Annotated in this window: 13 protein-coding genes; 5 read left to right on the plus strand and 8 right to left on the minus strand. The window is 71.7% G+C overall.

The features are described from left to right. Window positions 1-61: 61 nt before the first annotated feature. Window positions 62-7,621 carry a non-ribosomal peptide synthetase gene (locus LV75_RS18135; RefSeq protein ID WP_253888107.1) on the minus strand — a complete coding sequence of 2,520 codons (7,560 nt, stop codon included), beginning with the start codon at window positions 7,619-7,621 and terminating at the stop codon, window positions 62-64. A gap of 95 nt (window positions 7,622-7,716) precedes the next feature. Continuing rightward, entirely contained in the window at window positions 7,717-8,886 is a 1,170-nt protein-coding gene (locus tag LV75_RS18140; protein WP_253888108.1) for an AfsR/SARP family transcriptional regulator, read from the minus strand. 280 nt (window positions 8,887-9,166) lie between these two features. Here LV75_RS18140 and LV75_RS18145 point away from each other — a divergent pair, with 280 nt between their 5' ends. Further along, window positions 9,167-9,370 carry a hypothetical protein gene (locus LV75_RS18145; protein ID WP_253888109.1) on the plus strand — a complete coding sequence of 68 codons (204 nt, stop codon included), beginning with the start codon at window positions 9,167-9,169 and terminating at the stop codon, window positions 9,368-9,370. Between the two features lie 9 nt (window positions 9,371-9,379). Here the strand turns inward: LV75_RS18145 and LV75_RS18150 are convergent, their stop codons facing one another. After that, window positions 9,380-12,367 carry an AfsR/SARP family transcriptional regulator gene (locus tag LV75_RS18150; protein WP_253888110.1) on the minus strand — a complete coding sequence of 996 codons (2,988 nt, stop codon included), beginning with the start codon at window positions 12,365-12,367 and terminating at the stop codon, window positions 9,380-9,382. 263 nt (window positions 12,368-12,630) lie between these two features. Here LV75_RS18150 and LV75_RS18155 point away from each other — a divergent pair, with 263 nt between their 5' ends. After that, complete coding sequence (locus tag LV75_RS18155) at window positions 12,631-13,053, plus strand: nuclear transport factor 2 family protein (RefSeq protein ID WP_253888111.1); 423 nt, start codon at window positions 12,631-12,633, stop codon at window positions 13,051-13,053. Window positions 13,054-13,277: 224 nt separating this feature from the next. Here the strand turns inward: LV75_RS18155 and LV75_RS18160 are convergent, their stop codons facing one another. From LV75_RS18160 to LV75_RS18170, 3 genes are all read right to left on the minus strand, one after another. Then, the gene (locus tag LV75_RS18160) at window positions 13,278-14,369 is read right to left on the minus strand and encodes a chymotrypsin family serine protease (RefSeq protein ID WP_253888112.1); all 1,092 of its coding nucleotides are present in this window, start codon (window positions 14,367-14,369) and stop codon (window positions 13,278-13,280) included. A 68-nt stretch (window positions 14,370-14,437) separates the two neighbouring features. Further along, window positions 14,438-15,010, minus strand: a complete 573-nt coding sequence (locus LV75_RS18165; RefSeq protein WP_253888113.1) for a DUF4386 domain-containing protein — start codon at window positions 15,008-15,010, stop codon at window positions 14,438-14,440. Between the two features lie 71 nt (window positions 15,011-15,081). Beyond that, window positions 15,082-15,756 carry an SDR family oxidoreductase gene (locus tag LV75_RS18170; RefSeq protein ID WP_253888114.1) on the minus strand — a complete coding sequence of 225 codons (675 nt, stop codon included), beginning with the start codon at window positions 15,754-15,756 and terminating at the stop codon, window positions 15,082-15,084. A gap of 69 nt (window positions 15,757-15,825) precedes the next feature. Between LV75_RS18170 and LV75_RS18175 the strand changes: the two genes are divergently transcribed. Genes LV75_RS18175 through LV75_RS18185 form a run of 3 tightly spaced genes read left to right on the plus strand, consistent with a single transcriptional unit; the run spans window position 15,826 to window position 18,281 of the window. After that, window positions 15,826-16,665, plus strand: coding sequence for a LysR family transcriptional regulator (locus LV75_RS18175; protein WP_253888115.1), 840 nt, complete (start codon window positions 15,826-15,828; stop codon window positions 16,663-16,665). A gap of 39 nt (window positions 16,666-16,704) precedes the next feature. Continuing rightward, window positions 16,705-17,463, plus strand: a complete 759-nt coding sequence (locus LV75_RS18180; RefSeq protein ID WP_253888116.1) for a TIGR04222 domain-containing membrane protein — start codon at window positions 16,705-16,707, stop codon at window positions 17,461-17,463. Window positions 17,464-17,483: 20 nt separating this feature from the next. Continuing rightward, complete coding sequence (locus LV75_RS18185) at window positions 17,484-18,281, plus strand: class I SAM-dependent methyltransferase (protein ID WP_253888117.1); 798 nt, start codon at window positions 17,484-17,486, stop codon at window positions 18,279-18,281. A gap of 50 nt (window positions 18,282-18,331) precedes the next feature. On the opposite strand, the gene LV75_RS18190 is transcribed toward LV75_RS18185, so the two are convergent. Together LV75_RS18190 and LV75_RS18195 are read right to left on the minus strand one after the other, a co-directional pair. Then, window positions 18,332-18,874 carry an RICIN domain-containing protein gene (locus tag LV75_RS18190; RefSeq protein WP_253888118.1) on the minus strand — a complete coding sequence of 181 codons (543 nt, stop codon included), beginning with the start codon at window positions 18,872-18,874 and terminating at the stop codon, window positions 18,332-18,334. A gap of 11 nt (window positions 18,875-18,885) precedes the next feature. Further along, entirely contained in the window at window positions 18,886-19,806 is a 921-nt protein-coding gene (locus LV75_RS18195) for an exonuclease/endonuclease/phosphatase family protein (RefSeq protein WP_253888119.1), read from the minus strand. Between the last annotated feature and the right edge of the window lie 166 nt (window positions 19,807-19,972).

Genomic DNA, 19,972 nt, shown 5'->3' on the forward strand with positions numbered 1-19,972 from the left:
TCCGCCGGGTGGTGGCGCCGCCCGGCCGGGACTCCCGGCCGGGCGGCGCCGCCGTTGGTGGTCAGGCCGGTCGGCACAACCGGGCGAACGCGCGCACCAGGTCCTCGGCGAGGTCGCGGGCGAACTCCGGATCGCAGTCGGCCTGCTCGTAGAGCACCTGCACGCGGATCGGGTCGGCGTCGATCACCCCGATCACCACCGGGTAGCCCGTGCGCTCGAACTCGAGGACGGCGGTGAGCGACGCCTCCGCGCCCGCGATGACCGGGCGGGGGAAGTTCTCCACCACGAGGATGGTGTCGAACAGGCTCTCACCGGCGGGCAGCGAGGTCAGCCGGTGGATGTCGGTCAGCGCGCTGGCGGCGTGCTCGCGCACCTCGGCGTGGTGGCCCTGCAGGTCCGACAGCCAGTCGCGGGGGTCCGCGGTCGGTTCCACCCGCACCCGCACCGGCAGCGTGTTGATCAACGGGCCGACCATCCGGCCGACGTCGGGCAGCTCGCCCGGCCGGATCGCGACCGTGGCGCCGAACACCACGTCGTCGCTGCCGGCCCGGTCGGCGAGCACCGTCGCCCACGCGCCCTGCGCCGCCGTGGCGAGGGTGAGGCCCGCGTCGGCGAGGAACCCGCGCACCGCGTCGTGCAGCGACGGTGACAGGTCCACGTCGACGGTCGCGGAACTGGTGCCCGGGACCTGCGGCGGCTTGATCGGCAGCGGCGTCGTGTGCGCGAGGTCGCCCAGGTTCGCGCTCCAGTACGCCCGTTCCCGCTGCTGGTCGGCCGCGGCGAGCCACGCCACGTACTGCCGGAACGAGGGTGCGGGGTCGGGCCGGTCGGTGCTCCCGGCGAGCAGCGCGTGGTAGATCTCCACCACCTCGGTGACGACGGTGGACACGCTCCACCCGTCGATGATGATGTGGTGGTAGCTCAGCACGACCCGCAGGCCATCGCCCTCGGGGAGCAGGGCGACCTCGATCGGCGGTGCGGCGGTGAGGTCGAACCCGCCGGGGCGCACCTGGTCCACCACGCGCAGGTCGTCCTGGGCCCGCACCACCTGCACCGGCTGGTCGACCCCGTCCCACACGACCGTGCCGCGCAGGATCGGGTGGCGCCTGCCGACCTCCCGCCACGCCTCGGTGAACGCGGCGACATCGATCCGGCCGTCCAGGCGGTAGGTCCGCCTGCCGAGGTACATGTCGTCGTCCGGGTCGAGCAGGCTGTGGAACAGCATCCCCTGCTGGATGGCGGTGAGGGGGTGGATGTCCTCGATGTCCGCGCCGCCCGCGGCGATCCGGTCGACCTCCGCCTGGGTGAGGCCGACCAGGGGGAAGTCCGACGGGGTATACCCGCCGGGGTGCTCGACGCAGTAGGCGGTCAACTCCCGCAAGTGCGTGAGGAACGCCTCGGCGAGGTGCTCGACGGTGTCCTGGCGCAGCCGCGTGGTCGGGTAGGTCCACTCGACGTGCAGCACGCCGTCGCGCACCGCCGCTTCAACCTCGATGGGCCGGGGCCGCGGGTAAGCCGAGCCCTTCTCCGCGCCGAGGGGGACCGTGGACACCGCGAACGGGCCGACGTCGGGCACCGACCGGTCCACCCGCCCGTGGTAGTTGACGACCACCGGTGCGACCGGGCCGGTGTTGCCGACCGCGGGCAGCGCGCGCAACTGGTCCTTGACCAGGTGCAGGTCCGGCCGCTCGACGCGCACCGGGAAGACCTGGGTGAACCACCCGACGGTGCGGGAGATGTCCAGCTCGTCCGGGGCGCTGTCGCGGCCGTGCCGTTCGACGTCCACGGTGACCGCGCCACCGGTCCACTCGACGAGGGTCCTCGCCGCTGCCGTGAGCACGATGTCCTCGACCTGGACCCGGTGCGCCATCGGCGCGTCCCGCAGCAGCCGCAGTGTGTCCTGTTCGGACAGCTGCGCGCGCACGGTGGCGGCCGTGGCGACGGTGTCGGGTCCGTGGTCGTGGTCTACCGGCAGGGCCATCGGCGCGCCGGGCTGGGCGGCCCCGTCCACCGCCGCGGCGCCGAGCGAGGCGACCCAGTCCCGGTAGGACGACGTCGTCGGTGTCAGCGGCCTTCCTTCGTAGGCCGCGGCGAGGTCTTCGACCAGCGAGCGCCAGGACAGGGTGTCCACGACGAGGTGGTGCACCGCGAGGAGCACCCGGTCCGGCCCGTCGCCGGTGCGCACCAACCCGGCCCGCACCACCGGCCCGACCACGATGTCCAATGAGGACTGGACGGAGTCCGCGACCGCCGCGACGGCCTCGGTGAGCGCCGCACCGCGCGAGTCGGCGAGGTCGCGGTACCAGAGCAGGTCCGCGTCCTCGGCCGCCACGACCCGCTGTCGCCTGCCGCCGAGGTCGAACCGGGTCCGCAGCGCGGGGCAGTGCGCCACCACGGTCCGCAGGGCCGCCGCCAGCCGCACCGGGTCGGCGGCCTCGAGCGAGAGCACGACCGACTGGTTGTAGTGGTTGTGGTCGGGCAGGTCGCGCTCGGCGAACACCCGCTGGATCGGCGCGAGCGGGAACCACTCGTCGGTCGCGGCCACCGGCCGGGGCGGCGCCTGCGCGGTGATCGGCACCGCGTGCGGGGCCAGCCGCGCGATCGTCGGGTACTGGAAGATCAGCTTCGGGGTGATCCGCAGCCCGGCCCGCCTGGCGCCCGCGACGATCTGCAGCGTCATGATGGAGTCGCCGCCGAGTTCGAAGAAGTTGTCGTGCGCGCCGACCCGCTCGACGCGCAGCACGCGCGCCCAGGACTCGGCGATCGCGCGCTCGGTGTCCCCGCGCGGCGCGACGTACTCCCGCTCCACCGCGGGCTCGACCGCCCCGGACCCGGCCAACGCGGCCCGGTCGACCTTCCCGTTGGCGGTCAACGGGATCTCGTCGAGCACCAGGTAGGTCGCGGGCACCAGGTAGGGCGGCAGCCGGTCGCCGAGCCAGGACCGCAGCAGCGCCGCGGTCGGCACGGCACCGCGCTCGGCGGGCACGACGTAGGCGACCAGGCGCTGCCTGCCGCTGTCGTCGGTCGGCGCCGCGACCACCGCGCGCCGCAGGTCCGGGTGCCCGGACAGGGCCCGCTCGATCTCGCCGAGCTCCACCCGGTAGCCCCTGATCTTCACCTGGCCGTCGCGCCTGCCGAGGAAGTACAGCTCACCGCCGGGCAGGCGGACCGCCCGATCGCCGGTCAGGTACATCCGGGCGCCGGGGACCGTCGAGAACGGGTCGGGCACGAACCGCTCGGCGGTCAGGCCCGGCCGGTTGAGGTAGCCGCGCGCGTTGCCGACACCGCCGACGCAGATCTCCCCCGGCACCCCGACCGGCACCCGGCGGAGCCGGTCGTCGAGCAGGTACGTGCTCTGGTTCTGGTGCGGGCGGCCGATCGGCACGAGCGTGCCGCCCCCCGGCTCGGCGCCGGTGCGCCAGGACGAGCAGCCGACCGAGACCTCGGTGGGGCCGTAGTGGTTGATGATCACCGTGTCCGGCGCCAGCCGCCGCCACCTGGCCCGCACCTGCTCGGGGAACGCCTCGCCACCGACCAGCAGCACCCGGGCCAGCCCGGCGGCGCGCTCGGGGGTGAGGTTCTCGGCGAGCAACTCCAGCAGTCCCGGCGTGAGCTTGATGAAGCTGTAGGGCGCGCCGTCGGCGACCCGGTCGGCGAGCTCACCGGCGTCCAGTCCGTCGGGTAGCAGCCGGACGGGCTGCCCGGCGACCAGCGGCGCGTAGAGCGAGGGGACGATCAGGTCGAAACCGAAGGAGGACAGCACGGGCGCGCCGCCGACCGCGCCCTCGGGCAGTTGCGCGAGGCACCACCGGAGGTGGTTGACCACACCGCGGTGCGCGACCGCGACGCCCTTGGGGGTGCCGGAGGAGCCGGAGGTGTAGATCACGTAGGCGATGTTGTCCGGTGTGGACAGTGGGGTCGGGTCGCTGCCGTCGGTCCCGCTGCCCGGCGCGATCAGGTCCGCGTCGGCGGCGCCCGCGACGAGCTCGCGCAGGTCGTCGTCGACCACGACGTACCCGAGCCCGGCGTCGGCGATGATCGCGCCGAGCCGCTCGGCCGGGTTGTCCGGGGCCAGCGGCAGGTACGCGCCGCCCGCTTTGAGCACCCCCAGCAGCGAGACGAGCAGCTCGGGTGTGCGGTGCGCGCAGACGCCGACCAGGGTCTCGGCGCCGACGCCGCGCTCGCGCAGGTGGTTGGCCAACCGGTTCGCCCTGGTGTTGAGTTCGGCGAAGGTGAGCTCCTGGTCGCCGCCGCGCACCGCGACGGCGTCGGGCACTCTGCGGGCGGTCGCCTCGATGAGCCCGTGGACCGTCGCCCCCGCCACCGGTTCAGGCACCTCGGCGCCGAACACCGGCCAGGAGCCGAACTCCCGCGCGGTGACCAGGTCGACGTCGTCGACGAGCTGGGCCGGGTCGGTGACGAACGCGGTGAGCACGGCGTCGAGGTGTCCGCCGACGCGGCGCACCGCGGCCTCGTCGAACCGGGCGTGCTGGTAGCGCAGCACCAGTTCGACGTCCGCGCCGTGCTCCACGACGCGCAGCACCAGCGGGTAGCCCGCGTCGATGACGGCGTCGTGCGAGCTGATCCGCAGGCCGGTGTCGGGGTCGTGGGCCTCGGCGGCGGGCTGGTTCTGCCCGACCACGATGGTGTCGAACAGCGCCTGGCCTGCGGGCGCGCCGCTCCAGGCGCGGATGTCGGGCAGCGAGCAGTGCTGGTGCTCCTGCAGCTCCAGCAGGTCCCACTGGACCTCGCGCAGCCACTCGCCGAGCGCGGCACCGCCGCGGACCCGCAGCCGGACCGGCAGGGTGTTGATGAACAGTCCGATGGTGGTGTCGACCTCGGGCAGCTCGGGGGGCCGCCCGGAGTACGTCGAGCCGAACACGACGTCGTCGCGATCGCCGTAGCGGGCGAGCAGCAGACCCCACAGCCCGCGCACGATCGAGTTGAGCGTGAGACCCTCAGCGCGGGCGCGCTCGCGCAGCGCCACCGCCCTCGGGCCGGAGAAGGTCACCGCGAGCTCGCCGATCCGGTCCGCGGCCGCCTCCCGTTCCTGGGCGTGTTGTTGCTGGGTGCGCTGTTGTTGGGCGCGCTGTTCCTGGCTGTGCTGTTCCTGACCGTGCTGGTCCCTGGCGTGCGGCAACGGCGTCCGGCCGGTCCAGCCGCTCAACCGGTCGCGCCAGAACGCCGCCGCCCGCTCGGTGTCCTGCTGGTCGAGCCAGTCCACGTACCGGCGGAAGGGCGGCCCCGCCGAGGTGTCGACGGGCTCGCCGACCAGGCGCGCGCGGTAGGCCCGCACCAGTTCCCGGATGACCATCGACATGCTCCACCCGTCGAGCAGCAGGTGGTGGTGGCTGAGCACGACCGCCCACGTCAGGTCGGCCAACCGGACCAGGCTCAGCCGCAGCGGCGGGGCGGCGGCCGGGTCGAAGCCCAGCGCGCGGTCGCGCGCGGCGACCCGGTCGAGGTCGTGCTCGTCGGGGTCGTGCTCGTCGGGGTCGACGACCGTGATCGGCGTGCGCACGGTGCGCTCGACGACCTGGACCGGCCTGCTCAAGCCCGCCCAGGCGACCCGCGAGCGCAACGCCGGGTGCCTGCTCGCCACGTCCCGCCACGCCTGGGCGAACAGGTCGGGGTCGAACGGGCCGCTCACCCGCATCACCGACTGCTCGAAGTAGTCGGTGGCGCCGTCCTGGTACTCGCTGTGGAACAGCATTCCCGCCTGCAACGGGGTGAGGGGGTAGACCTCGGCGACGTCGTCGAGCGCGGCGATGGCGGCGAGCTCGGCCGCGTCGCGACCCGGCTCGGCGACCGGCCGCGCTGCGGCCTCCCCCGCAGCGGGCACCACGTCGGCGAGCTCGGCGATCGCGCGGATCGTGCGGTGCCGCAGGATGTGCTCGGCGCTGATCAGCAGACCCGCCGCCCGCGCCCGGGTGACCAGGGTCAACGCGACGATCGAGTCACCGCCGAGGTCGAGGAAGTCGTCGTCGGGGCCCACCCCGCCGAGCACACCCCGCCAGACCTCCAGCAGGGCCTGCTCGGCCGCGGTGCTCCCGGCGATGTCCGGATCCACTTGGCGCGCCTCGGGCTCGGGGAGCAGCTTGCGGTCGATCTTCCCGTTGGGGCTCAACGGGATCTCATCGATCTCCTGGTACAGCGGCGGGATCATGTGCGCGGGCAGTGTCCTGCCGAGGAACTCGCGCACCCCGGCCGGGGACGGGCACCGCCGCCCCCGCTCGATGACGAGGTAGCCGACGAGCCGCTGGTTGCCCGCAGCACCGGTGTGAGCGATGACGACAGCGTCGTGCACGGCCGGGTGGGTGCGCAGCGCGACCGCGATCTCGTCGAGCTCGACGCGGAAGCCGTTGATCTTCACCTGGTGGTCGGTGCGGCCGAGGTACTCGACCTCGCCGTCCGGGCGCCGCACGGCGATGTCGCCGGTCCGGTACAGCCGCCCACCCGAGCCGAACGGGTCGGGGACGAACCTCGACGCGGTCAGGCCTGGCCGCCGGTGGTAGCCCCGGGCCAGCTGGATCCCGCCGAGGTAGAGCTCCCCCGGCACGCCGTCCGGCGCAGGCCGCAGCTCGTCGGTGAGCACGTGCAGCGCGGTGTTGGCGACGGGCAACCCGATGGGAACGGTTGTGGTGTCGGTCGCCGGGTCGCACCGGTGGTAGGACACGTCGACCGACGCCTCGGTCGGGCCGTACAGGTTCTCCACCGTGCCGGGCAGCAGTTCCACGGCTCGCCGGGCGACGTCCGGGGGCAGCGCCTCACCGCTGCACACGACGTGGCGCAGGGTGGTGATCTCGCCGATGGTGGGCTCCCGCAGGAACTGCGCCAGCATCGAGGGCACGAAGTGCACGATGGTGATCCTGTGTTCGCGGATCAGGGCGGCGAGGTGGGCCGGGTCGCGGTGCCCACCAGGGCGCGCCAACACGAGCCGGGCGCCGGTGATCAGCGGCCAGAACAGCTCCCAGACCGACACGTCGAAGCTGAACGGGGTCTTCTGCAGCACCGCGTCCGCCTGCCCGATCGGGTAAGTCCGCTGCATCCACAGCAGCCGGTTGACCACGCCCGCGTGGGCCAGCGCGGCTCCCTTCGGCCGCCCGGTCGAGCCCGAGGTGTAGATGAGGTAGGCGAGGTTGCCCGGCTCCGCCCCGGGAAGGGGTGCGGAGCGCGCGGAGAACTCGGCGTCGATGTCGACGGTGGTGCGGCAGCCGAGCTCGGCGACCTCAGCCGCGGTCGGCTCGTGCGCCAGCACGATGTCAACCTGGGCGTCGGTGAGCATGTAGGACAACCGGTCGGTCGGGTACTCGGGGTCCAGCGGAAGGTACGCGCCGCCCGCGCGCAGCACCGCCAGCACGCCGACGACCATCGCCGCGCCGCGCACCGCGCACACGCCGACCACGGTCTCCGGCCCGACACCGAGGCCGCGCAGGTGCGCGGCGAGCGCCCGCACCCGCGCCCCCAGTTCGGCGTAGGTCAGCGTGCCGTCCTCAGACACCACAGCGATCGCGTCCGGTGTCCGTGCTTGTTGGTCCTCGACCAGGTCGGCCACCGTGCGCCGCAGCGCCACGTCGAGCAGGGCCGGGTCCGTCGCGGTGAGTGGGTCTGGGCTTCGCATGCTGGTGACGTCCTTCGCAGACTCGGGCACATCCGGGCTTGTGGTCACTGGAGCCTCTTGTCGCTGAAACCCCTGGTCGCTGGGCTGGTGCGCGCTCACGTCGCCAACCTCAGGTGTTGATCCCCGGCGAGCGCCTTGCGCTTCCAGCTGCGCAGCTCGACGTGGGCCTCGCCGAGGGCGCTGGTCAGGTCGGCCACCCGGTCGGACAGATCGCGTTCCCGCTGTGAGCGTTCGCGTTGGGATCGTTCTCGTTGTGGGCCGCCTGGCTCTGCCTGCTCGGTGAGGCCGACCCGGCCGCCGTCGAGGAACTGGCGCTGCCACAACTCGATGGCGCCCTCGGGTTGTCGATAGGTGCCCGCCGCCTCGTCGACGGTGAGATCGCCCGACAAGAGCCGCAACACCAGCAGCACCTTGTCCTCCGCCGACAACGCGATCGACAACTCCCCCACGCCCGCCGCGTCGTGGCGTGGCACGGGAACCCGCGGCGGCGTGGACGTGGTCGGGGTGTCGGCGATGATCTGCTGCTGCACCCGCCGCAACTCCTCGCCCGGCTCGATGCCCAACTCGTCGACGAGCACCGCGCGGCAGGTCCGGTAGACCTCGAGCGCCTCCGCCCGGCGACCGCTGCGGTGCAGCGCCCGCATCAGCAAGCCGCACAGGCGTTCCCGCAGCGGGTGTTGCGCGACGAGGTCCACCAGGATCGGCACCACCCCGTCCGGCTCACCGCCCCCGAGCCGGACCGCGGCCCACTCCTCGGTCGCGGTCAACCGCTTCTCGGTCATGGCCGCGGCGATGGAGTCGAGCACCTGGCTGCCTGTCGGGAAGTTCCCGCCCGCGGGCCACAACCCGACCGCGGCGTGGAAGTCGCGCTCCGCCCGCGCCCGCTGTCCCTGTTCCAGCGCGCGCCGGGCGCAGGTGGTCAACCGCTCGAAGACGAGCGCGTCCAGCGCGTCGGGGTCGACCCGGATCGAGTAGCCGACCGTGCCGGTCACGATCGAGGCGGCCACCCCGGACTGGGCGAACCTCTTGCGCAGCATCGACACGCAGATCTGGATCTGGTCGCGCGCGGTCAGCGGGGGCGACTCGTCCCAGATGGCCTGGGCCAGCCGGTCGACCGCCACCTCGCGGTTGGCCGCGAGCAGCAACATCACCAGGGTGGCGCGCTGCCGGTGCGAGGTCAGCGACAGCGGCCCGTCGACGCCCTCGACCCGCAGGTCCCCCAGGATGCGGAACCTCAACCCGGTCGATGGGGTGTGGTCGGTCATGCCCAAGTCCCTCCAGTGGCAGCGGTCCAACCGGTGAACGTCGATTCAGCTCGACGTTGAGACCCATCTCGGGGCATTCCGCTATCACGGCGGCATCCCCGGGTTAATTTGGACATGCGCGGCACCGCACTATTCCGAGATCGGCAACGTTTCCGCAGGTCAGAGCCGCTATCACGGTGGCGATAAGCGCGAGATAGCCCCGGGATTCAGGGCGCCCATAGCGTTCTTCTTGTCACCGGGAAGCGCCCCGGAGAATCACCGAGATACCGGAGGAACCGCCATGGCCCGCACGCTGAGCACCCGGATCGCCACCGCCGCCGCCCTCGCTTTCGCCGCGCTCGCCATCGCGGTCGGCGCCGCGCAGCAGTCGGCAGACCAGCAGTCGGCAGCACAGCAGTCGGCTGGGCTCGACGCCCCCGCCGCGGCCCAGGCGCAGCAGCACCCGGTGTCGAACCTGGGTCTCACCAGCGACCCGTGGGACTGAACCAGGCGGTCATCGACCGGGCTCGAACGCGGGTGCCGCCGCAGCGTGCTCGCCGCGGATCGGATCGCCGTCGGCGAACCCGGTCACCACCCGACCCAGCACCTCCTGCCCAGCCCGACCCGGCTCCCCCAGCCCGGCCAGCACCGCGGCGAGATCGGCCCGCACCACGGCCATCCCCCGGTGGTCCATGATCGTCTCGCGCACCGCGAGCGCCTGCTCGAAGTAGCCCCGCGCGGCCGCCAGCCTGCCCGCGGCGGCGCTGACCTCACCGAGGTTGTGCAGCAGGTGCCCCTCCCCGATCACATCACGGCTCGCGCGCACCATGGCCAGCACCTCGGTGAGCGTGCGCACCGCGGCGTCGTGCTCGCCGGAGCGCGATTGCACCTGGCCCACCCGGCGCATGGCGTGCGCGATGCCGCCCACGTAGCGGACCTCCCGGTAGATCCCGAGCGCCTCGGTGAGCTCGGCGCGCGCCGCCTCGATCCGCCCCCGCGTGGCCAGCACGTGCGCCCGCTGGGTCAGCACGGTGGCCCGGCCGACCACGTCGCCCGCCCGGTCGAAGTCGGTGAGCGCGCGCCCGTACAGCTCCAGGGCCAGGTCGTCGTCGCCGGTGCGCCTGGCCAGCAGCGCCAAGTCCCGGCGGCACAGGCCGAGCCCGGTCGGTTCGTCGAGCTCCACCAGCAGCCCGAGTGCCTCGGTGAGGGACTCGTGCGAGCGGGTCGCGTGCCCGGTCGACAGGTGCAGCGTGCCGAGGGATCCCAGCAGCATCGCCGTCCCCAGGGTGTTGCCCGAGGAGCGGGTCACCGCGAGCGCGGCGGTGTGCGTGCGCTCCCAGTCATCGAGCAGCCCGCGCGACTCGAACAGGGTCGCCACCGTGACGGCGAGGTCCCACGCCAGTTCGTCGAGCCCGGCCGCGGCGCTCTGCTCCACCGCGGCGCACAGGTTCTCCTGCTCGGCGGCCATCCAGTCCAGGGGGTTGGCGAGCAACTGCTCGACGTGCTCGGCGTGCGGCCGCCAGCGGGGGGCGCGCCCGTGCACCAGCGTGTAGTCGCCGCCGTAGACCCGCCGGTGCGCGTCCTCGGCGAGGGCCAGCCAGCCGCCGAGCACCCGGCGCAGCGCGGCGGCGTTGTCCGCCGCGTCGGCCTCGGCGAGCTTCTCGCGCGCGAACAACCGCACCATGTCCTGGTAGCGGTAGGCGAAGTCGCCGGTCGGCCCCACCCCCGCGACGTCGAGCATCTGCACGTCCACCAGGGGTTCGAGCAGGTCGGACGGGAAGCGCCGGTCGTCGTCGAGCACGGCCCCGGCCACCCAGCCGGACAACGACGGCCCCTCGGCGAGGCTCAGCAGCCCGAAGAGCCTGCGCGAGCGCTGGTCGAGCCCGTCGTGGGTCAGCGAGAGGCTCGCCCGGATGGTCATCTCGCCGTGCGCGAGCTCGTCGAGCCGGTGCCGCTCGCTGGCCAACCGCTGCACCATCGACGCGATGGTCCAATGTGGACGGGCGGCGAGCCGGGCCGCGATGATCCGCAGGGCCAGCGGCAGCCCGCCGACGGTGCCGACCAGCGCCGAGGCGGCGGCCCGCTCGCGGTCGATGCGGTCGTGCCCGATGACCCGGCCGATCAGCTCGAGCGACTCGCGCGGGCGCAGCACGTCGAGCTCCACCCGGCGCGCCCCGGGTACCCCGGTGAGCCGCGAGCGGCTGGTGACCAGCACCGCGCACCGCGGGTTGCCCGGCAGCAGCGGCAACACCTGCTGTTCGGTGACCGCGTCGTCGAGCACCACCAGCACCCGCCGGTCGGCGAGCAGGGTGCGGTACATGTCGACCCGGCCAGCGAGGTCGTCGGGCAGCATCGGGCCGGGGATGCCCAGCGCGACCAGGAACCGGCCGATCACCTCAGCCGCCGCGCTGGGCTCGGCCCGGGTGCCGCGCAGGTCGCAGTAGAGCTGGCCGTCCGGGAAGTGCTCCTCGGCCACCCGGTGGCCCAGGTGCGCGGCGACGGTGCTCTTGCCGACGCCGGGCCGCCCGACGATCACCACGACCCCCAGCGCCGCGCCGTCAGCGCCGTCGGCGCCGCCGGTCAGCGTGCGGGTCGCCATCGCGATCAGCTCGTCGTGGCCGACGAAGTCCGCGGTCGCGGCGGGCAGTTGCCTGGGCACCTGGGGCCGGGGGGCGACGGGCCGCGGGTCGGGCTCCGCCGCGGCGCGCGGCTCGGGCTCCGATGACGGTCGGTAGCGCACCTCGGCGGCGCCGGTGAGGATCGCGGCCTCCAGCCCGCGCAGGTCGGGGCCGGGCTCCAGGCCGAGTTCGTCGATCAGCAGCTCGCGGCCAGCGCGGTAGACCTCGAGCGCCTCGGCCTGCCTGCCGCAGCGGTAGAGGGCGACCATCAGCAGCGCCCGTGGCCGCTCGCGCAGCGGCTGCTCGCGCACCAGCCTGCTCATCTCGCCGACCAGCTGGTGGTGCCTGCCCAACCCGAGTTCGAGCTCCAGGTAGTCCTCGGTGGTGGTGAGCCGGTCCTCCTCCAGGCGCAGCGCCCTGGTCCGCAGCGTCGGGCTGGACATGCCGCTCAGGCAGGGCCCGCGCCAGAGGGCGGCGGCCGCGCGCAGTGTCGCCGCCGCCTCCGCCGGACGCCCCTCCCCGCGGAGCGCGCGCGCCTGCACGATCATGGCGGTGAACGCGTTGGCGTCGATCCGCGCGGGGTCCACGCGCAACAGGTAGCCGGGTTGGCGGGTCTCGATGGTGACGTCCACGCCACCGTCGGCGAGGTTGCGGCGCAGCCGGGACACGCAGATCTGCACCTGCGTCCGCGCGGTGTCCGGCGGGTTCTCCTCCCACAGCGCGTCGACCAGGCTGTCGGTGCTGACGTTCTGGTTGGCCTCCATGAGCAGGAACGCGAGCACCACCTGCTGGCGGCCGGGCGGGACGCGCACGACGCCAGCCGAACCCTCCACCTCGAGGGGCCCGAGGATGCGCAAGGTCGCGCCAGTCCGCTCAGTCGTCACCGGTGCCACCATTCCCACCCCATGCGTGCCGAGCCGACGTCGGCGCAATCGGTCACGCCCCCGCGATCAAATGTAAATGGTGTTGATCGACCGCGCATATACCTAACACAGCCACAACGCCCGACTGCCGCAGCGGGTGCCCCCGTTCGGTGGGGCGGTGCGCGACCGGCGGTACACCACCGTGATAGCGAGCGGATTGCGCCGGAATGCGAAGGTCCGCCACAGTCAACACCATCAGCATCCGCCGGTACCCGGGAGGGATCATGGCGAGCGACATTTCGGGCATAACGGCCAGCGCCGCGACCACCGCCTGCGGCGTCGACCACGTCCGACTCGTCTACTGCTACCTCGACGAGGGCGAGTTCGACGGCTACGCCTCACTGCTCGACGAACACGTGCAGGTCCGCGGCGTGGGCGCGCAGCGGGCGAGCGGGCGCGAGGAGGCGGCCCACGCCGCGCGGGCGAACCCGTTGGGGCGGCACGAGTTGCACAAGGTCATCGCCGAGCTGGACAGCGTGGTCGTGACCGGCCGCTACCTCACCCCGGGCGGGCGGGACGCCGAGGCGGCGCATTTCGACTTCGCCGACGTGTTCACCATCTCCGACGATGCCCTGGTCTTGAGCCAACGGCGGTTCTACTACCTCGACGAACCGCCCGGCCGAGCGCGCTCCTCGACATCGCCGTAGCGGACAAATACCCTTCGGCAGGCAGGCCACGCCGGGGCGGAACCGCGATAACCGGCATTCGCCCGCTGTCGACGATTCACCAAACACCGCACATCACCGTTGTCGGCGTCCGATCGCGATGTTCACAAAACGCGGTCAAGAAAGTGTGAAGATTCCAAACTTCGGGAGCCGTTCGTCCATTCGAGTGGCCTTGGCCGCACTCTCGGACAATCCCGGGAAACCGGTCAGCTGACCGCGATGGTGGCGCCGAAGCGGCCAGCGACGGTGCTCCACTTGTGGGCGAACATCGTGGTGCCGCTGTGGCCGATGTGCAGGCCGCGGATCAGGATGCCGGTGCCGTCCGGGTGGTAGGCGTAGAAGGGGGCGCCCGAGTCGCCCTTGATCGACGTGGTGCCGCCGGAGTAGGCGATGAGGCCGTTGGTGCAGGAGTTCGCCGGGACGCACAGGGAGGCGGTCAGGCTGGTGACCTTGTTGCCGCAGCGCTCGCCGGTGACCATGCCGCTGCGGCAGTAGCCGGTGAAGTTGAGGCCGGGGTCGGCCGCGCCCTTGACGCGGGTCTGGGTGCCCACGGTGTCGCCTTTGTAGACGTTGTTCGTGTACGTGCTGCCGCCGAGCAGTTCCAGGTCGAACGTGGGCTGCGGCTCGCGGAACTTCACCGTGCCCCAGGAGTGGGCGTTGACCGGCGACGTGACCGCCTTGCCGAGCGCGAAGCAGTGGCCCGCGGTCACCATGAACCGCACGTTCGCCGCGTTGAGCACGGTGAACCCGCTCGAGCAGGCGTTGACCCCGTCGGTGATGGCGGCGCCGCCCCAGTGCGGGGGTGCGTCGTTCTGCCTGGAGTCGCGGCCGGTGTCGACCTGCCGGTAGGCGATCACGCCGGGGTGGGCGCGCAGCACCGGGGCCACCACCTCCGGTGGCGCGTCCGTGCCCACGGCGACGGTGGCGGTCTCGGCGTCGAAGTAGAGGCCGTAGGAGTAGTCGGCCGCCTCGGCGTGCCAAGCGCGGCGTCGTAGGTCGGCGAGGGCGGCGTCGACCTGGTCGTGGGTGAGGGCGCTGCGGGTGAGGCGGATCCGCGCGCCGGGGACCTGGAAGTCGGCCGTGGTGGCGTCGCTGCCCGGTCCGCTAGCGGGCAACACTACGACGAAGGCCACCCCGTCGGCGTAGACCCCGAGGGCGGCATGGTCTTCGACGAGGGCCGAGATCGCCGCGTGGACGGCGTCCGGATCGCTGGAGGCGTGCGCGGGCACACCTGTCGACACCACCACCGTGGACGCGACTAGAACGGCGCTAGCGAAGATCCTCCGTGCACGCGACATTGCGGTTCCCCGATCGTCTCTTGGTCGACGGGTAGTCGCCGCGCGGCGGGGAAGCGGTAGGGGGACGGCTACCGCGTCACCCGATGGGAGGAAGCGGTCATCGGCGCGGTGGCGCGCGCGAATCCCTTGACGAGCAAGAGGATCGGCAGGGCCAGTTCGAACAGGCCGCCCGGGACGTAGAACGCGAGCCCGATCCCGGATTCCAGTTCGGACAGGCCGAGCACGTCGCACACGACACCGGCGAACAGCGCCGAGTAGCCCACGACGCCCAGGACCGCGAGCCATCGGGGGACGAGGCCGGAGCGGAGCAGCGCACCGGAGAGCGCCAGGCCGCCCAGGCCGGAGAGCGTGTAGACGAGCAGTTCGTAGTCTTGGACGTGCTTGTCGGTCGTCGCGGTGTAGGTCGCGACCGCCAGCAGGACGAGGCACTCGACCGCCCGCAACGCCGCGTAGCCCGCGGCGAGGCCGTGTCCGTGCGGCTTGAGGACCGGGAACATCGCGATGCCGATGCCCGCGACCGCCAGGCCCGTGTAAGCCACCAGCAGGGCGCCGAGCGGGGTGTCGATCGACGAGCTCCCCGCGGCGAAGGCGGCCGTTGAGGTGAGGAACAGCAGCCCCACCAGTACTGCGGTTGCCCTCATGACCTGCCCTCTCCGACGGCGCGACCTTACGCCGTAAGTTCTACACTTACGACGTAAGGCCGGTCAAGGGGCTACCAGGCGATGGGGCCGTTGTCGTCGAAGAAGCCGCCGGTGGGGCCGTCGTCGTCGAGGGTGGCCAGGCGCACGGCGATGGCGGCGCCTTGAGCGGCGGTGCGGTGGCCGGAGTGGTTGTTGAGGTCGGTGGCGCAGTAGCCGGGGCAGGCCGCGTTGACGCGCAGGCCGGGTTCGACCTTGGCGTAGAGGGCGGTGACGGCGTTGAGCGCGGTCTTGGACGGGACGTAGGCGAGCGAATCGGGCGTCTGGCTGGTCGCGATGCCCGCGAGTGAGCCGACGCCGCTGGACATGTTGACGATGCGGCCGTGCTCGGACGCGCGCAGCAGCGGGAGCAGGGCGTCGGTGAGCGCGATGACGCCGAAGACGTTGGTGTTGAAGACTTCCCGGACGGCGGCGACGTCCGCCGCGCCCGGGGCGTTCATCCTGCCGCCGGTGATGCCCGCGTTGTTGATCAGGACGTCGAGCCGGTCGAGGCCCGCGACGGCCCGCTCGATCGAGGCCGGGTCGGTCACGTCCAGCTGGAGGAACCGCGCGCCGGTGTCGGCGGCGGCCTTCTCGCCCCGCTCGACGTCGCGCGCGCCGAGGTAGACGGTCAGGCCGCGGTCGACGAGCTGCTTCACGATCTCCAGGCCGATGCCCTTGTTGGCCCCGGTCACCAGTGCTGTGGTCATGTCTCCACTGTCGTCACCGGTGGGCGCGCGGTCCAAGACCGGCTGGGTGGGTATTGATACTCTGCGGGTATGGATTCGCGGGAGCTGGGCTACTTCGTCGCGGTCGCCGAGGAGCTGAACTTCGGCCGGGCGGCGACCCGGTTGGGCATCGCCCAGCCGCCGCTGTCGCGCGCCATCAAGCAGCTGGAGCGGCGCTTGGGCGTCGCCTTGTTCACCCGCACGAGCCGCTCGGTGACCTTGACCGTGGCCGGTGAGGTGCTGCTGCAGGAGGGAAAGCGCGCGCTGACCGCGCTGACCGCCGCGCGACGGCGTGCGCAGCGGGCGGGCAACCCCGGGCTGGTGCTGACGATGAAGCCGAACATCGACGGCGACCTGCTGGAGAAGATCCTCGCGCAGTTCGCGAACGACCCGGCGGCCGTCGAGGTCGAGGTGCTGATCGGCGGCATCGGTGAGCAAGCGGTGCTGCTGCGCGAGGGCGAGGCGGACGCGGCCCTGCTGCGCCTCCCGCACGCCGACGTGGACGGCCTCGCCTACGAGGAGTTGCTGACCGAACAGGACGTCGCGGTACTCCCCCGCACCCACCGCTTGGCCGACCGCGCGTCCATCACCCTGTCCGACCTCGACGACGAACAACTCCCCTACTGGCCGGGCTCCCGACCGAACGGCGGCCCGCTGGTCCGCGACTCGGCGCAACTGCTGCAGCTCATCTCCCTGGGCCGCACGGTCGCCCTGCTCCCCGCCTCCGTCCGATACCACCTGCGCGACGACCTCACCACCGTCCCCGTGTCGGACGCGGACACCTCGACCCTGGTCATCGCCTGGCCGCAGGACGCCCGTTCCCGTTCTTTGGCCGCCCTCGTCGAGGCCGCGGTGGCGGTGTCCTCGATCAGGCCCGCGCGGACGAGCTGATCACTAGGATTCCCCGGGTGCGGCGTGAGGGGAGCGCGGATGGTGGGTTCATGGCTCGTGCTGTTAGTCGTGGCCGTCTCGGTGCCCGCGTGGCTGGTGGTGCGCGACCACCGGCGAGCGCGCGACATCAGCGTGGCGGACCGGTTCCAGTGGGACCTGGTGTACCTCGCCCTGCTGCGCAGCGGTCCGACCCGAGCGGTGGACGCCGTGGTGGCGGACCTGGTCGACCGAGAAGTGCTGACCGCCACCGACACGCATTGCCTCGTACCCGTTGCCGAGCCGGAGAACTGCACTCCCGTTGAGCGGGAAGTCTTGCGGTTCACCGGTAGCCGGACGGCTCGGCTGCAATCGGTGCGCGACGAGGTGACCTCGACGTGCGCTGCGGAGTTCAAGAAACGCATACGCACACTAGCCAGGCACGGCCTCTACATGCCAGTTTCCGGTGCTGGCTTGGCATTCGTGATCGTCTACACCTTCGTCGTCTACATGTCCATGGCGCAGTTCATGTACTGGATCGACGGCATCTTCATGGCCGATCCGCCGTGGGTGTGGGACGGCCCCTTCTGGCGCGCGCTGCTGTTGCTGATCGTGTTGTGGGCAGCCCCGGTGGCCTTGATCACTTGGCGTGAAAGGGGTTTCCGCACAGCCGTCCGCACCCCGCTCGGCCGCGCGGTCGCCGCACACCTCGCCTGCACCGCCCCCGACTCCCTGGGCACCTGGGTCGCCATCCACGGCCTCACCACCACCGACCCGGAAGATTCCCGCGCCTTGATCCTCGGCAACGCCGCACCGGTGTAGTTCCTCGGTACAGTCGCCTTGTGGCACAACACAAGCACGCCTCGTCGTTCGGCTCAGCGGCATCCGCCTACGCCGAGCACCGCCCGGACTACGCGCGGGCCGCGGTGCGATGGGCCCTTGAATCCGCGCCCGGTCCACGAGTCCTCGACCTCGGCGCCGGGACCGGCAAACTCGCCACCACCCTGGCCTCGATCGGCGCCGAGGTCACCGCGGTCGAGCCCGACCCGGCGATGCTGGCCGAACTGCGCCGTGAGTTGCCAGACATCCGCGCGCTGCAAGGAAGCGCCGAGTCGATCCCGCTACCGGACGGCTCGGTCGACGCTGTCCTGGCCGGAAACGCCATGCACTGGTTCGACATGGCCGTCGCGGGCCCGGAAATCGCCAGAGTCCTCGCCCCCGGTGGCATCCTGGCAGGTCTGTGGAACACCGTGGACGACACGGTCGAGTGGGTCGCCGGACTGGCCCGGGTCAGCGGCCCCGCAGCCATCGGCCCCCGCGACACCCCCACCGCGTGGCGAGCCGCGACAGCCACCATGCACATACCCGAAGTTGGCCACTCGCACTTCGACTCCCCAGAGCAGGCCGAGTTCCCCCACAGCCAACTCCGAACCGCCGACACCCTTGTCGCCACACTCGGCACCCGAGCGGGGATGCTGGTCATGCCGGAACCCGAACGCCAAGCCGCACTCAGCCGAATCCGCACCTACCTGACCACCACCCCCCACACCGCGAACGGCGAGTTCACCCTCCCCATGCTGACCTGCGCCCTCCGCCTCCGCCTCAGCCCACCTCGGCAACCGTCCGCTTCAGCGCTATAGCTACTCCGACGACCTCTCACTGTGATCACCCAAGCGCGCTGCTGGCGGGGTCACGGCAGGGGGTTGGGCTTGGCGGCTTTGGTGGGGATCATGGTCAAGGACTGCGCGATGTTGACCGATGCCGACGTACTGCACGGCTGCACCCGGGCCGAGCGGATCGACTGGCCGTCCACCAGATAGAAGGTGAGGCAGGTCGGGCTGGCCGAATCAGGGGAATTGCGCAGGCTCATCGTGGCCCCGTGATCCCTGCTGTACACCTGCCACTGCTGGGCGATGCTACGCCGATCGCAGACCACGTCTACCAAACCCGAGCCGTTCACAGCGGGCGCGAGGCAAGTCTCGGTGACGGTGTTCTGGATGACGACATACCTGCCGTTGATCGTCTCAGTGAAGATCCAACTCGTCCTCTTGTCGACATCGCACCGACTGGTGACTACAGCGCTCGCCGTGTTCAGCCGGAGGCAGGACGCAGCGCTCACGGTTCCCCAGGCGATTTTGTAGGGGCCGTAGCGGAATGGCGCGACCGCGTGCGCGGGGGTCGCGCAAGCAAGCACGGCGAGGGCAGCGACGAACGCGGAGATCCAGCGCGGCATGGTCTTCTCCCTCACGGCTTCTTGGTGAACGTCACAGGGTCGTGGTCGGACCCGAACTCCACCGGCGTAGCGGGAACGCTCGCCGTGAAGCGCTTCAGCACCACCGGGTCGGACCAGATCAGGTAGTCGATGATCCGCTGGTCGTGCGTGGGGACGCCGGGGTCGACCACCCGGATCGGGAACGAGACGAAAGCGCGCAAGTACTTGGATTCGATGTTGAGGTCGCCCAGCATGACCCACCCGGTCGGGCGCGGGTCCAGACCGGCGGTCGCCTCCGTGGCCTTCTTGAGAAGAGCGGAGACATTACCCCCAGCCGGTTTGGCGTCGGCGTGCACGTTGTAGATGACTGTGTTGTCCTTCAGCACCAGTTGCAGGAGTCCCCGATCACCCTCGTGCACGGCGCTGGAGCGGACCGGTGGCAGGTAGTTCCAAGATCTGACCGCTGCCGTACTGGTCCGCACGACGAACGCCATGTTGGGCCGCGCTCCCTTCTCGGTATCACTGTCCTCGACATCGTCGGTCCGCAGGACGAACACCTTCCGCTTCTCGTCAACGCCGTTCACCGGGAAGGTCCAGTCGCACTCCCGTCCTTCGCGCAGCATCTTCACCACGATCTTGCAGGTGAACCCGACCTTGTAGGGCTTGCCCATGTGCCGCTGCACGAGTTTGTCGAAGTCGGCGAGCTTGCCGACTTCCTGAAGAGCGACCACATCGCTGGTCGCAGCCAGGTCGGTGACATCGAAGACCTTCGACTGCGGCTGCCAGAGGCTCAGCTTGTTCTTCGTGTTCGCGCCGTGGGTGTTCCAGGCCGCGAGCTCGTAGTCCGTCACGTGCTTGGCTGACGCCTGCGGTGCGCCCACCACGGTCAGCACCACCGTTGCCGCAGCGACCACCCCCGCCCACCGGGATCGCCCCACTCTGTTCGCCACCATCGGCCCACCTACCTCGACACGTGATCATCCTCGGCCGCGGAGGAACTTCCCATCGGGCTGAATGGCCGCGCAATGCTCGTGGGCCGGTTTCACCCACCGGTGGACGATCATCAACCGTTGGGATAGCTGCGCTACCAACCGGAATCGGTGTCATATTTGGTTCAGG

The sequence above is a fragment of the Actinokineospora diospyrosa genome, assembly GCF_024171925.1.
Taxonomy (GTDB): domain Bacteria; phylum Actinomycetota; class Actinomycetes; order Mycobacteriales; family Pseudonocardiaceae; genus Actinokineospora; species Actinokineospora diospyrosa.